Below are 13,166 nucleotides of genomic sequence, written 5' to 3'. Positions count from 1 at the left end.
CGGCGGGTGTAGACAAGCCCCGCGGCCAGGGCGTCGTCGCCTTCGCCGACGGCGTCGACGAGGCCGGCTTTCAGCGCGGCGTCGGCGGACAAGTGCTTGCCCGAAAGCATGAGGTCCAGCGCTGCGCGGGCGCCGATCAGGCGGGGCGTGCGCTGCGTGCCGCCCGCGCCCGGCAGCAGGCCCAGATTCACTTCGGGCAGGCCCAGCTTGGCCGTGGACAAGGCCAGGCGGTAATGCGCGGCTAGCGCCACCTCCAGTCCGCCGCCCAAGGCCGCGCCGTGCAGCACGGCCACGACGGGTTTGGCGCTGGCTTCGATCTGGTTGCACACGTCGGGCAGGGCGGGCGGCTTGGGCGGTTTGCCGAATTCGCGGATGTCGGCGCCGGCGATGAAATTCTTGCCTGCGCCCACTAGCAGGATGGCGCGCACTTGCGGATCGGCCTCTGCGGCCAGGACGCCGGCGGCCAGGTCGCGGCGCACGTCGGCGCTCAGGGCATTGACGGGAGGGTGGTCAAGGGTGATGACCAGGATGTCTTCGTCGCGGCGCGCGTGGGCGGCGCCGGCAGGGCTCTTGTCCGTCATGGGACCTTGTCTCCAGTAAGGCGTCCGCCGTGGCGGCGCCTGGCGGGCCAGGAACGGCTCGTCTCTTATCTCCTTATTCTTTCCCAGTAAAGATGTCTTGACAATGGCATCTGGAATTGACATGGCGGATAATAAAATTTGACAATGAAGGCGGAGGAGCTCGTATGGACACCAAATCCCTGACATTGCTGGTGGAAATCCTGGATGCCGGCAACCTGAGCGAGGCCGCGCGCCGCCTGAAAATGACCCGCGCCAATGTCAGCTATCACTTGAACCAGCTGGAGCGTTCGGTCGGCATGCAACTGGTGCGGCGCACCACGCGCCACGTCGAGGCCACCGAGATCGGGCTCAAGCTGTACCAGCATGGCCGCAGCATCCAGGACGAACTGGTTGCTGCCCGCGAGTCGGTCGAAACGCTAGGCAAGACGCCGCAGGGCAAGGTGCGCCTGAGCGTGCCCAGCGGCTACGGGCAGTTCGTGATGACGCCGTGGCTGCTGGAATTCAAGCAGGCGTATCCGGATATCGTGCTGGACGTGCTGTTCGAGAACAGCGTCGACGATTTGCTGCGCGATGAAGTGGATATCGCGGTGCGCATCATGTCCGAACCCCCGCAGAACCTGGTGGCGCGCGAATTGGGCAAGGTCCGCTACATGGCGTGCGCATCCAAAGCCTACGCCGACGCCCGCGGCTTGCCACAGCGCCCCGAAGACCTGGCGGGCACGCCCGTGATCAGTGCGGCGGTCATTGGCCGGCCATTGCGGTTGTCTGCCTATTACGGCGGCGGGCCGCGCCAGCAGGTGGTGCTGGAACCCACCGTGATATCCCGCAATTACGCGTTCCTGCGCGATGCGATCCGCGCCGGACTGGGAGTGGGCGTGGTGCCGGACTATGTGGTGCACGACGATATCGCCCGCGGCGACCTGCTGGCGGCGCTGACCGAATGGCGGTTGAGCATCTTCGGCCGCGGCATGTACATGCTGTACATGCCGAACCGGCATCATCCCCGGGCCATCTCCATGATGATCGAGTTCATCCTGGAGCGGGCCCAGCGGGGCCATGAAGGCCAGGCGGGTTTGCTGGCGCCGGCGGGCTGACCCATCAGGCACGCCACTTGCTGTCCGCATTCCATGATCGAATGCGGGGGCAGGATGGAAATCACGACAGGGGTGGGGGCGGCGCAGGACACGGCGGAACCGGCGGCGCCGGGGGAAGCCGCGGGTACCGACGAGGCTGCCCGCTCCGCCACTGAGAAGTCGACGGCGCAAGAGGCGGGCTTGATCCCCGATTCGCCGCCGGACACGCCCCATGTGTGGGCGCGCGGCGCCTGCCTGACCACGTTGACCGTCCTGGCGGTGCTGTTCACGCTGAAGCTGGCGCAGGAATTCATCGTGCCCGTGGTGATGGCGATCGTCGTCGCCTATGCGCTGGACCCCATCGTGAGCCTGATGGGGCGCGCCCGCATACCGCGCGCAATCGGCATTCTGATCCTGATGTCCCTGATCGCCACCGGCTTGGCCGGCCTGGCTTACGTGACGCAGAACCAGGTCAGCTCCATCGTGCAGGCGCTGCCGGAGATTTCCGGGAAGCTCTCCCGTACCTTGGCCGGCGTGTCCAGCGGCGATGGTTCCTTCTTTGAAAAGTTGAAGGGCGCGGCTGGCCTGCTCCAGGACAGCGGGGGGATCGTGCCCGGCCGGCAGGTGGTCGTGGCCAAGTCCGACTCCGGCCTGAGCGATTTCCTGCTCTGGGGTTCAAAGGGCGTGGCCGCCTTCATCGGGCAGGCGACGATGAGTGTGTTCCTGGTGTTCTTTCTGCTGTTGTCCGGCAACGCCTTCAAGCGCAAATTCGTCAAGGTGGCGGGCAAGACCTTGTCGCAGAAGAAGATCAGCGTGCACATGCTGGACCAGATCAATAGCTCCATCCACCGGTACATGGCGATGATGCTGGTCACGAACCTGGCATTGGGCCTGATGTCGTGGGTCGCCTTTCGCCTGTTGGGCCTGGAGAACGCGACAACCTGGGCGGTGGTGGCGGGCGCGCTGCACATCATCCCTTACTTTGGCCCCTTGCTGACGGCGGTGGGGACGGGGATTGCCGCGCTTATCCAATTCGGCGAGATCGGCCCGGCGCTGGCGGTGGCCGGCAGTTCGGTGGCCATCGCCTTGTTGATGGGCGTGGTGGTCACGACCTGGATGTCCGGCCGCATCGCCAAGATGAACGCGGTGGCGGTGTTCATGTTGCTGCTGCTGTTCACGTGGCTGTGGGGCGTGTGGGGGACGCTGCTGTCGGTGCCCCTTGCCTTCATTGCGAAAGTGGTCGCGGACCACATCGAAGGACTGGAAGCGGTGTCGGAGTTCCTGGGTGAATAGGGAATGGGCACGCCATATGCTGGACGCAGTGCCCCCACCTTGAATCAAGCCATCACGCTCGCCATGCAAACTCGACCCGTCCGATCGGCGTTCCCCGAACTCTCCAGCCAGGTCATCGAAGACGTGCTGGCTCTCGCCCGGCCGCCGGTGGACCCCGGCCACTGGCTGCGCGAACTCGTGCGCGCCGGTTGCGGCCAGTTGCCCTTGCCTGGTTCGGGCGGAACCCTGTTGCGCTGGCGCGGGCTTGCCGCCGTCGCCTCGGTGGATCTGGGGCTGGCCAAACTATTCGAGGGGCACACGGATGCGCTTGCCATTCTTGCCGAACTGGAAGCGGGTTTCGACGCGCCCGAAGACGCCTGCTGGGGCGTCTGGTGCGCCGAGCCGCCGGACATGCGCGTGGGCATACGCACCCAGGCTGCCGGGGGGGTAATTGTCAGCGGCTTGAAGGGATGGTGTTCAGGTGCCGCGACGCTTAGCCACGCGATCGTCAGCGGCTGGAACGGCGCAGGCGAACCTTGCCTGGCGGCCGTGGCGCTGGACCAGCCTGGGGTGACCGTCACGACGCAAGGCTGGCACGCGGTGGGCATGCGTTCGTCGGCCAGTGTGAATGTCCTGTTCGACCAGGCGCAAGGCTCCGCGGTCGGCGCACCGGGCGCCTACGTCGACCGCCCAGGCTTTCTGCACGGCGGCGCGGGCGTGGCGGCATGCTGGTACGGCGCGTTGGCGGGCATTGCCGGGCGGTTGCGTGACGCCGTGGCGCGGGACCGGCCAGACCCGTACCGGCTGGCCCACCTTGGCGCCGTGGACGTCGCATTGACGCAAGCGCGCGCCGTTTTGCGCGAGGCTGCCTGCGCGATAGATGCACATCCCGCAGCGCGCTGCGCCCTGGAGACTGCCCGGGCGCGCCTGGCGGTGGAAGCCGCCGCGCAAGAGGTATTGAGCCGCGTGCCGCGCGCGTTGGGCGCCGGTCCGTTGTGCCGGGACGCCGCCCTGGCGCAAGCCCTGGCGGATTTGCCCGTGTTCATCCGGCAGAGCCATGCGGAACGTGATCAGGCCGAGCATGGCAAGCAAGTCGCCCAACACGGAGAGTCGCCTTGGACGCTATAGATGACCTGCATTTTGAGCGCTTGTACCGGCAGGACCCCGACCCGTGGCGGGTGGCCAGCGCCTGGTACGAACGCCGCAAGCGCGCCGTGCTGTTGGCGACATTGGCGCGGGAGCGCTATGGCCACGTCTTCGAGGCGGGTTGCGGCGGGGGCGACATGACGCTTGCCCTGGCCCGGCGCTGCGACCAGATCTGCGCCGTCGACCTCGCGCCCAGCGCGCTGCGACGCGTTCAAGCCAAGCTGCGCGCCGATCCCGTGGCCGCAACGGTGCGCATATTGGCGCTGAAGCTGCCGCGGCAATGGCCGCCGGTGCCGGCGGGCGGCTTCGATCTGATCGTCGTGTCGGAGCTGGCGTATTACCTGGACGATGCCGCCTGCGCGCTGTTCCTGGCGCGCCTGCACGCAAGCTTGGGCGCAGGCGGCGAATTGGTCGCCTGCCATTGGCGTGCGGCGTTCCATGACCGTCAGCAACCCACCGACGGTCTGCATGAGGCGATAGGGGCGCTGCCCGGCCTGCGTCGGCTGGCGCACCACCATGAAGAAGATTTTCGCCTGGACCTCTGGCGCAACCCCTCATAAGGAGCAGGCGATGATCGGAATCTGCATTCCCGCCCACAACGAGGAACGCCTGATTGGCGCCTGCCTGCGAGCGGCCACGCGCGCCGCGAACCACCCGCTGCTGGCGGCCGAGCGGGTCGAGATTGTCGTGGTGCTGGACCGCTGCCGTGACCGTACCGCGCAGTTGTCGGCGAATTGGCCGGTGCGGTGCCTGCGGGTCGAGGCGGGCAATGTCGGGGTCGCGCGAGCGTTCGGGGCGCAGCATCTTCTGGAGGCGGGCGCGCGCTGGCTGGCATTCACCGATGCCGATACCCGCGTGTCGGCGCGATGGCTGGTGGACCAGTTGTCGTTGGGGGCAGAGGTGGTCTGCGGCACCGTGGGCGTATCGGGCTGGGCCCAGCATGGCGCGCAGGCGCGGCAGGCCAGGCATCGCTTTTGCGCCCACTATCAGGACCGGGACGGCCATCGGCACGTCCATGGCGCGAACCTCGGCATCGAGGCCCGCGCCTACCGTCGCATCGGCGGCTTTGCCGCGCTGGCCTGCAGCGAAGACCAGGCGCTGGTGGACCGATTGGAGCAGGGGGGCGCCCGCATCGCCTGGACCGCGTTGCCGCGCGTGACGACCAGCGCCCGGCCGTACTCGCGGGTCGAAGGCGGCTTTGCCTGCGCCCTGCGTCAAGGCTGGGACGAGGCCGACTAGGGCGGCCACTGGCCTGATCGATGTGCTGCCCATGTCCGGCGCTATGGTGTATCTGCCCGTGGGCTTTCTTATGCCGTCTTGCAGGAAGTGACGGCTGCCGAAAGCGAAGCAAGACGCAGGATCCGCGCGTCCGTGCTGGTGCACGGCATCTCGGCGTCTCCCTTGATGGGGTGGTACTACACGCGGCTGTCTGCCCGGCCCCGCCGCGGCAAGGCGTCGCGGCCGGCGTAGACGGCTGCCGCGCCCAGTTCACGTTCGATACGCAGCAGCCGGTTGTACTTGGCGGTGCGATCGGCGCGCGACAGCGATCCGGTTTTGATCAGGCCGCAGTTGGCCGCCACCGCCAGGTCGGCGATGGTGGTGTCCTCGGTTTCTCCAGAGCGGTGCGACATGACGGCGCCGTACGCCGCGCGGCGGGCCATTCCCAGCACCTGCAGGGTTTCGCTCAGCGTGCCGATCTGGTTGGCCTTGACCAGGATGGCGTTGCCGATTCCCGCCGAGATGCCGGCCTCGAACAGGCCGGGGTTGGTGCAGAAGACATCGTCGCCCACCAGATGGCAGGCCTTGCCCAGCCGCGCGGTCAGGGCCTGCCAGCCGACAAGGTCGTCTTCGGCCATGCCGTCTTCGATCGAGACGATGGGATAGTCGCGCACAAGCCGGGCCAGGTAATCCACCTGCTGTTCGCGGCTGCGCACCACGCCTTCGCCCTGATAGCGATAGCCTGCCTCGGCGTGGAATTCGCTGGCGGCCGGATCCAGCGCCAGCGCAATGTCCGTGCCCGGAAGCAAGCCTGCCTGCTCGATGGACGCCATGATGAAGTCCAGCGCCTCCGGTGCCGTGCGCAAGACGGGCGCGAATCCGCCCTCGTCGCCCACATTGACGCTGTGGCCGGCCGCCAGCAGCCTGCCGCGCAGGGTGTGGAAGACTTCGGCGCCCATGCGGACGGCTTCGGCGAAGGTTTCCGCGCCCACCGGCAAGATCATGAATTCCTGGAAATCCAGCGGATTGTCGGCGTGCGCGCCGCCGTTGATGATGTTGATCATGGGCACGGGCAGCACTCGCGCCTGCACGCCGCCCAGGTAGCGCCACAGCGGCTGGCCGTGGCTGGCCGCCGCCGCGTGCGCCACCGCCAGCGAGACGCCCAGCAAGGCGTTGGCGCCCAGACGGCTTTTGTCCGCCGTGCCGTCCAGGTCGATCATGATCCGATCGATGGTGGCCTGCTGGTCCGCTTGCTGGCCCAGCAGCGCATCCCGCACGTCGGTATTGACGGCACGCACGGCGCCCAGCACCCCGCGGCCCAGATAGCGTGCGGGATCCGCGTCGCGCCGCTCCAGCGCTTCATGCTGGCCCGTCGACGCGCCGGACGGCACCAGCGCCAGGCCGCGCGCGCCGTCATCAAGCCGGACTTCAACCTCGATGGTAGGGTTGCCGCGGCTGTCCAGCGCCTCGTGGGAAGCGATATCGATGATCTTCATGGTTGCTCCTGATGGTCAGGTTATTGAAATATAAGAAGGGCCTTTATCCCCGCTGATCGGCGTGCAATACTGCGGTGCATCGCGCTGGTCTCGGGATTTTCAGGCGCTATCCTAGAAAATCCGCAGCCTCCCGAAAATGCAGTTTTTCTATTCATCTGTCAGTTTTATTGACATAAGGGAACACCGTGCGCCAATTGCCGCCCCTATCCGCCGTCCGGGCATTCGAGGCCATCGCCCGCACGGGCTCGGTCACGCGGGCCGGGCAAGAGCTTTGCCGCAGCCACGGCGCGGTCAGCCGGCATCTGAAGCTGCTGCAGGAACACGCCGGCGTGCCGTTGTTCGATAAGGACGGCACCGGGCTGAAGCTCACCCCCGCTGGGGAGACCTTCTACGCGTCCGTGCGCGCCTCGTTCGACCAATTGGAAAGCGCCTATGAACGATTGGGTCGGGAAGCCCTGGGCCCGGGGCTGCACGTGGCGTGCAGCGCCACCTTCGCAATGCGCTGGCTGGTGCCGCAACTGGCGGTGTTCTACCGGGAGCATCCCGATATCCGCATCCGCCTGTCGATGACGTCCGCCCGCGAAATGCGCAACGAGGGTGCGGATCTGCTGCTGGCATGGGACCTGTCGGGCTACACGGACGCCGACCGGCGCCGCGCGCTGACGCTTGCTCCCGTGCGTTTTGGCGCGGTCTGCACGCCAGCCTATGCCCGGCGAGCGGCGGCGGACCGGGTGCGCATCGCCCATGAGTACACGTCCAGCGCCTGGAACCAATGGGAGTCCCTGACGGGCGAACCGGTGGCGGCTACTGGCCAGTTGGCATTTCCGCACACCCATCTTTGCATCGAGGCCGCGCTGTCCGGACTGGGCGTGGCGCTGGTGGAAAAGCGGCTGATCCGCCGCGAACTGGAAGACGGCGCCCTGGTCGCGCCCTTCGGATTCGTGGCGTTCGATGGCGGCTTGCGCGCGTTGCCAGCCGCCAGCCGGGGGCTGTCGGGGCAGGCGGGGGAATTTGTGGCGTGGCTGCGCGAGGCGCTAACGGAACCCGCCGCGTAGCCGGGACGGAAAGATCCGCCAAGCAGACGGATAGGCGCCGCCAGTTGGTATGCTGACGCATCGCCCAGCCGGAACCTCCATGCCCGAACCGTCCCGATCCCCGACGCCGTCAACGCCCCATTCCGCCTTGGCCTCCGATGTGCGCCGCACGCAATTGCGGCGCATGAAGATCGCCGCGCTGGCCTTGCTGGCGGCCATGATCAGCGGATTCATCACCAGCCACGCGATGGGCGGGCAGGGCGTATGGGCTTGGGTGCGGGCGTTTTGCGAAGCCGCGACGGTGGGCGCGCTGGCCGACTGGTTCGCGGTGGTGGCGCTGTTCCGCCGGCCGATGGGCCTGCCGATTCCGCACACCGCCATCATTCCCAGCAACAAGGATCGCATCGGCGACAACCTGGCCGTGTTTGTCCGCGACCACTTCCTGGACCCCGACACCTTGATGGAGAAGCTGCGGGTCTTCGATCCCGCCGCGCGCCTGTCCCGTTGGCTCGTGCGGCCGCGCCAGGCGCATGCCTTGAGCGACGGCGCCCGTCGGGTGGCCTTGCAGACGCTGGACCTGCTGGACGACCAGGCCGTGCGCGGCGTCATCCAGGAGTTCGTGGTGAAGAACCTGCGCCGCTGGGACGCGGCGGGCACCGTGGGCGAGGTCCTGGGTCTCTTGACCCGCGACGGGCGCCATCAAGAGCTGCTGGACGCGGCCATGGAGCGGCTGGGCGGCTACCTGGGCGAAGATGAGGTGAAGGAACGCGCATCGGCCTTGCTGGTGAAATTCGCCCGCAAGGAATGGCCGCGCATCATCGCGGCGGTCGACGTGATCAAATCGGTGGACGGCATTGCCGACAACCTGGCCGACCGGCTGGCCTTGGCGCTGGTGCAGGAAGTGCGCGACGTGCTGTCCGAACCCGATCATCCCGTCAGGCGCGACTACGAAGCCTGGGTGCTGAACTACATTGAGCGCCTGACGTCCGATCCGGCGCTGTCGGCACAGGTCGAAGACCTGAAGCAGCGGGCCATCGACCATCCCAAGGTGCAGGAGTACGTGCAGGGCCTGTGGGACGACATCCATGCGGCGTTGCGGCGCGACCTGTCGGACGAGGATTCGGCGTTGGCCCGCCATCTGGAAAGCGCCTTGCTGGCGCTGGGCCGCAAATTGGGTGAAGACCCGGGCTTGCGCGACGCGATCAACAACCACGTGCTGGGCAGCGCCCGCCGCCTGACCGGACGCCTGCGCGTCGGCGTGACGGAGCATATTTCGCGCACCGTGAAGAATTGGGATGAACGCCATCTGGTCGACGAACTGGAACTGAGCGTGGGGCGTGACCTGCAATACATCCGCTTCAACGGCACGCTGGTGGGCGGGCTGATCGGCGTGGCGCTGCATGCGCTGGTGCTGCTGGTCAATCGTTAACAAGCCTGATCGCTTGTATCAGGAATGAAGATTGCTGGCCGATCCGGTGGCGCCGGTGCTATTGTCAGTGGCGCCCCTGGCCTTGGGCGGCGCCGTCCGCGCCGGGCTGGGCACCCGCACTTCGCGTGCATGATTCCAGGAGGCACTTCATGAAGAAAATCTCGATGCTTGTCGCGGCGCTGGCAATGGCGGGCGCCTCGGGCGCCGCGCTGGCCGAAGACGTCTCGATGTCGTTCCTGACGGCCGAGGGCATAGGCAAGAGCGCCGGCACGATTTCGCTGAAGGACACCAAAGGCGGCTTGCAGATCACGCCGAACCTGAAGGGCCTGCCTCCGGGCGAACATGGTTTCCACGTGCATGAAAAGGGCTCGTGCATGCCGGGCCCGGTGAACGGCCAGACGGCGCCCGGCGGCGCTGCCGGCGGCCATCTGGACCCGAAGGGCACCAAGGCCCACAAGGGCCCAATGGCGACCGACGGCCACCAGGGCGACTTGCCCTTCATCGTGGTGGCCGCCGACGGCACGGCCAAGAAGGCGGTCGTGGCGCCCCACCTGAAGCTGGCCGATGTGAAGACGCACGCGGTCATGGTGCACGTGGGCGGTGACAACTACAGCGACACGCCCGCGCCGCTGGGCGGCGGAGGTGGCCGGCTGGTCTGCGGCGTGGTGAAGTAGCCGAAGAGCGCGCTGGCTGCAAAGGCCGTAGCGGCCGCAGTGGCCGCTCAGGCCGTGCCGTTGCGGCCGTGCAGCCGGTAGCCCTCGCGGCCGGTCAGCCGGTCGTAATAGGCGGCGACCGCCGGCAGGGCGGGCTTGTCGAAAGGCGTGGCAAACCACCGGTTTACCGATAGCCCCACGGGAATGTCCGCCAGTGAAAACGCGTCGCCCGCCACATGGGCGCCGGTCAGCATCAGGCGCTGCTCCAGGATGCCCATGAAGTGTGCCCAGCCCTGGCATGACGCCTGGATGCTGGCCGCGTCTCGGTGGTCCGGCGACTGCCGCGCCAGCGCCATGAAGGCGTAGCTCCAGGACCGGTTCAGGTCGGTCGCCTGCCAATCCATCCATTGGTCCACACGCGCGCGCAGCTGGGGCTCGGCGGGGTACAAGTGCAGTCCGCCATATTGGCCGGCCAGGTAGCGGATGATCGTATTGGACTCCCACAGCACGAAGTCGCCATCCTGGATCACCGGCACCATGGCATTGGGATTCAGCGCCAGGAAGCGCGGGTCGGATGTTGCCCGGAAGCCCGCGCCCCAGTCTTCCCGGGTGAAGGGCAGGTTCAGTTCGGCGCAGGCCCAAAGTACTTTGCGCACGTTGATGGACGTCGCTTTTCCCAGTATTTTCAGCATATTGCGAACCGCCCGGATCAATGGCATGAAGGAATCCGGGCAGTCTACTGGCAGCCCGGTCCCGTCGCCAGATACAGATCGGGGCGACGGCGGGGGTAACAGCGCGGTCGCGCGTGCCGGGGCGAGCTTGCCTTCAGGCGCCCGCCGCCTCGGGCTGCTGGCGCAGCCGCCGCACGGGCGACGCGAACAGCACTAGAAACTGCACCAGGAATCCTGCGGTGGATACCCACAGGCAGGCATCCAGGCTGACGCGGGCGGCAAGCGTCGCGCCGATCAGGGCGCCCACGGGACGGGCGCCAAACGTGGCGGTCAGGATCACGGCCGACACGCGGCCCAACAGCGCATTGGGCGTGACGGCCTGGCGCAAGGTGGTGGTGGTGATGGTCCAGAGGATGGGGCCGGCGCCGAACAGGAAAAAGCCCACTCCCGCCCAAACGCCCGAAGGCAAGGCCAGCGTCGACAGCAGGATGCCGCTTGCCGCCAACGCCGACAGCGGACCCGAGGCGATCATCGCACCGAACGACAGCCGGCGCGCCAGCCACGGTGCAGCCAGGGCGCCGGCCAGCATGCCACCGCCATACACACCCAGCGTAATGCCAACGCCGGCGGCCGACAGGCCCAGGCGTTCGATGGCGTAGACCACGTAGACGGCCTGCAGTACGAACCAGGCGGTGTTGAAGAACACCGCGGTCGCAAGCACCGGCCGCAACAGCGGATGCGTGCCGACAAAGGCGGCGCCTTCGCGCAGTTCGGCCAGCAAGCGCCGGCGGGCGACGGGCCGGGGGGCGTCGGACGGCAGCCCCGCCAACAGGGCCGCCGCCAGCAACGACAGGGTGGTGGCGATGACATACGCGATGGGCGCGCCCATCCAGCCGACTAGCGCGCCGCCTGCCGCGGGCCCGGCCGAGAATGCGCTGCTGCGCGCCAGCTCCAGCCAGCGGTTGGCGCTGGCCAGCTCGCTGGCAGGCACGAGCCGGGGCACCAGGGCTGGCGCGGCCACGTTGTAGGCGACCGTGCCGACCGCGCCCAGGAACCCCAGCGCCGCCAGCCAGCCCAGGCCCAGGCCGCCCATCCCCAGCAGTGCCAGCAAACCCAGCAGGCTGGCCGCGCGCACGCACTCGGCGGCGGTCATCAGAGCCCGCCGCGACATCCGGTCCGCCAGCACGCCGGCGGGCAGGGACAGCAACAGGAACGGCAGGGTCTGCGCGGTTTGAAGATAGCCGGTCTGCGCGGCCGTGGCGCCCAGCGCCAGCACGGCGACCAGCGGTGCCGCCGCCAAGGCCATCTGTTCAGAAAATTGGGCGGCCAGGTTCGAAGCGGCCAGACGGCGGAAGGCGGAGGGCAGGGCAGGCATGGGAGACGCCCGTTCGGGGCGCTGGAAACGGCAAGGGCACGATCATGATCGTGCCCTTGGCGGCCTGCACTCCGGTCCTTGCGGCCGGCTTGGCGCTTGCGTGGCCGGCGTGGTGGATCGTCAGGGGATAGACGGATAGTCGCCGTAGCCGTCCGGCCAGGGCGTCAGCACTTCGTACCCGGTTTCGGTCACGACCACCATGTGCTCCCATTGGGCCGACAGCGAGCGGTCTTTGGTGACGACCGTCCAACCGTCCGGCAACTGCTTGGTCGCGGGCTTGCCGGCGTTGATCATGGGTTCGATCGTGAACATCATGCCGGGTTGCAGCACCATGCCTTCGCCAGGACGCCCGTAATGCAGCACTTGCGGATCGTCGTGATAGATCTGGCCGATGCCGTGGCCGCAGTATTCGCGCACGATGCTGAAATGCTCGCGGTGCGCGACGGTCTGGATGGCATGGCCGATATCGCCCAGCGTGGCGCCGGGCTTGACCGCCATGATGCCCGCGCGCGTGGCTTCGTAGGTGGTGTTGACCAGGCGGCGCGCCAGCGGGCTGGGCTGCCCCACGTAATACATGCGGCTGGTGTCGCCGAACCAGCCGTCCTTGATGACCGCGACGTCGATGTTCAGGATGTCGCCGTTCTTCAGGACCTTGGCCGACGGGATGCCGTGGCAAATCACATGGTTGACCGACGCGCAGATCGTTTTCGGAAAACCGTGATAGCCGACGTTGGCCGGAATCGCCTTCAGTACGTTCACGATGTACTCGTTGCAGATGCGGTCCAGGTCATCGGTGGTGACGCCAGGGCGCACGTGTTCGCCGATCATGTGCAGTACTTCCGCCGCCATGGCGCCGGCCTTGCGGGCCATGTCGATGTCGGCGGCGGACTTGATGGAAACCTTCTTCGCCATTTACGCGGCCTCCTGCTGGGCGGCATCCGGTAAGCGCCGGGACAGCGAGGCGATGGTAAAGCCTTCGCCCTGTTCGATGCGGATCAGCAACTGGCAGATGTCCGCGTGGCGCAATTCGGGATAGAGCTCGGACAGCATGCCGATGCGCATCCAGTGTTCGGCCTGGGAATTGATCGAGCGGCTGAGGGCGCCGCTGGCGACGCGCAGATTTTCATGCATCTGCTCGGAGATTTTGACGAGACCCATGGTGGAGGTGATCCGTATATGGTTTGTATATGGATCGTATCTTACTGCGCGACAGCAAGC

General features: G+C 67.3%; 14 protein-coding genes. 8 read left to right on the top strand and 6 right to left on the bottom strand.

Annotation, left to right across the window (positions count from 1 at the left end):
• Positions 1 to 581: enoyl-CoA hydratase/isomerase family protein (locus tag HG262_RS21330; RefSeq protein ID WP_169272919.1), on the bottom strand; the 581-nt coding region annotated here is incomplete at its 3' end.
• 164 nt (positions 582 to 745) lie between these two features.
• Here HG262_RS21330 and HG262_RS21325 point away from each other — a divergent pair.
• Genes HG262_RS21325 through HG262_RS21305 form a run of 5 tightly spaced genes read left to right on the top strand, consistent with a single transcriptional unit; the run spans position 746 to position 5,311 of the window.
• Positions 746 to 1,675, top strand: a complete 930-nt coding sequence (locus HG262_RS21325; RefSeq protein WP_169272918.1) for a LysR family transcriptional regulator — start codon at positions 746 to 748, stop codon at positions 1,673 to 1,675.
• Positions 1,676 to 1,729: 54 nt separating this feature from the next.
• Positions 1,730 to 2,947, top strand: coding sequence for an AI-2E family transporter (locus HG262_RS21320; protein ID WP_211187635.1), 1,218 nt, complete (start codon positions 1,730 to 1,732; stop codon positions 2,945 to 2,947).
• A 39-nt stretch (positions 2,948 to 2,986) separates the two neighbouring features.
• Positions 2,987 to 4,054, top strand: coding sequence for an acyl-CoA dehydrogenase (locus HG262_RS21315; RefSeq protein ID WP_248293444.1), 1,068 nt, complete (start codon positions 2,987 to 2,989; stop codon positions 4,052 to 4,054).
• Complete coding sequence (locus tag HG262_RS21310; RefSeq protein WP_169272917.1) at positions 4,042 to 4,632, top strand: class I SAM-dependent methyltransferase; 591 nt, start codon at positions 4,042 to 4,044, stop codon at positions 4,630 to 4,632. Before HG262_RS21315 ends, HG262_RS21310 begins: the two co-directional genes overlap by 13 nt.
• Before the next feature lie 10 nt (positions 4,633 to 4,642).
• Positions 4,643 to 5,311, top strand: a complete 669-nt coding sequence (locus tag HG262_RS21305; RefSeq protein ID WP_169272924.1) for a glycosyltransferase — start codon at positions 4,643 to 4,645, stop codon at positions 5,309 to 5,311.
• A gap of 176 nt (positions 5,312 to 5,487) precedes the next feature.
• Here HG262_RS21305 and eno read toward each other — a convergent pair whose 3' ends face one another.
• Positions 5,488 to 6,786 (bottom strand): phosphopyruvate hydratase, encoded by a 1,299-nt coding sequence (gene eno, locus HG262_RS21300; RefSeq protein ID WP_169272916.1) that lies wholly within the window; start codon positions 6,784 to 6,786, stop codon positions 5,488 to 5,490.
• Between the two features lie 185 nt (positions 6,787 to 6,971).
• Here eno and HG262_RS21295 point away from each other — a divergent pair, with 185 nt between their 5' ends.
• From HG262_RS21295 to sodC, 3 genes are all read left to right on the top strand, one after another.
• Positions 6,972 to 7,841 (top strand): LysR substrate-binding domain-containing protein, encoded by an 870-nt coding sequence (locus tag HG262_RS21295; protein WP_169272915.1) that lies wholly within the window; start codon positions 6,972 to 6,974, stop codon positions 7,839 to 7,841.
• 163 nt (positions 7,842 to 8,004) lie between these two features.
• Entirely contained in the window at positions 8,005 to 9,249 is a 1,245-nt protein-coding gene (locus HG262_RS21290) for a DUF445 domain-containing protein (protein WP_211187639.1), read from the top strand.
• Between the two features lie 149 nt (positions 9,250 to 9,398).
• Positions 9,399 to 9,923, top strand: a complete 525-nt coding sequence (gene sodC / locus HG262_RS21285) for a superoxide dismutase family protein (protein WP_169272913.1) — start codon at positions 9,399 to 9,401, stop codon at positions 9,921 to 9,923.
• Between the two features lie 47 nt (positions 9,924 to 9,970).
• On the opposite strand, the gene HG262_RS21280 is transcribed toward sodC, so the two are convergent.
• From HG262_RS21280 to HG262_RS21265, 4 genes are all read right to left on the bottom strand, one after another.
• Positions 9,971 to 10,594, bottom strand: coding sequence for a glutathione S-transferase (locus tag HG262_RS21280; RefSeq protein WP_169272923.1), 624 nt, complete (start codon positions 10,592 to 10,594; stop codon positions 9,971 to 9,973).
• Positions 10,595 to 10,727: 133 nt separating this feature from the next.
• Positions 10,728 to 11,948 carry an MFS transporter gene (locus HG262_RS21275; RefSeq protein WP_169272912.1) on the bottom strand — a complete coding sequence of 407 codons (1,221 nt, stop codon included), beginning with the start codon at positions 11,946 to 11,948 and terminating at the stop codon, positions 10,728 to 10,730.
• Positions 11,949 to 12,068: 120 nt separating this feature from the next.
• Complete coding sequence (gene map, locus HG262_RS21270; RefSeq protein WP_169272911.1) at positions 12,069 to 12,860, bottom strand: type I methionyl aminopeptidase; 792 nt, start codon at positions 12,858 to 12,860, stop codon at positions 12,069 to 12,071.
• Positions 12,861 to 13,106, bottom strand: coding sequence for a ParD-like family protein (locus tag HG262_RS21265; RefSeq protein ID WP_105556735.1), 246 nt, complete (start codon positions 13,104 to 13,106; stop codon positions 12,861 to 12,863). It lies immediately after the preceding gene.
• Between the last annotated feature and the right edge of the window lie 60 nt (positions 13,107 to 13,166).

The sequence above is a fragment of the Achromobacter sp. Bel genome (assembly GCF_012928505.1).
Taxonomy (GTDB): Bacteria; Pseudomonadota; Gammaproteobacteria; order Burkholderiales; family Burkholderiaceae_B; genus Achromobacter.
This window is presented reverse-complemented; position numbering and strand designations above follow the sequence as displayed.

Coding starts and splice junctions, on each gene's coding strand:
- HG262_RS21325 (WP_169272918.1), top strand. CDS start 746: ATGGACACCAAATCCCTGACATTGCTGGTGGAAATCCTGGATGCCGGC.
- HG262_RS21320 (WP_211187635.1), top strand. CDS start 1,730: ATGGAAATCACGACAGGGGTGGGGGCGGCGCAGGACACGGCGGAACCG.
- HG262_RS21305 (WP_169272924.1), top strand. CDS start 4,643: ATGATCGGAATCTGCATTCCCGCCCACAACGAGGAACGCCTGATTGGC.
- eno (WP_169272916.1), bottom strand. CDS start 6,786: ATGAAGATCATCGATATCGCTTCCCACGAGGCGCTGGACAGCCGCGGC.
- HG262_RS21290 (WP_211187639.1), top strand. CDS start 8,005: ATGAAGATCGCCGCGCTGGCCTTGCTGGCGGCCATGATCAGCGGATTC.
- sodC (WP_169272913.1), top strand. CDS start 9,399: ATGAAGAAAATCTCGATGCTTGTCGCGGCGCTGGCAATGGCGGGCGCC.
- HG262_RS21280 (WP_169272923.1), bottom strand. CDS start 10,594: ATGCTGAAAATACTGGGAAAAGCGACGTCCATCAACGTGCGCAAAGTA.
- HG262_RS21275 (WP_169272912.1), bottom strand. CDS start 11,948: ATGCCTGCCCTGCCCTCCGCCTTCCGCCGTCTGGCCGCTTCGAACCTG.
- map (WP_169272911.1), bottom strand. CDS start 12,860: ATGGCGAAGAAGGTTTCCATCAAGTCCGCCGCCGACATCGACATGGCC.
- HG262_RS21265 (WP_105556735.1), bottom strand. CDS start 13,106: ATGGGTCTCGTCAAAATCTCCGAGCAGATGCATGAAAATCTGCGCGTC.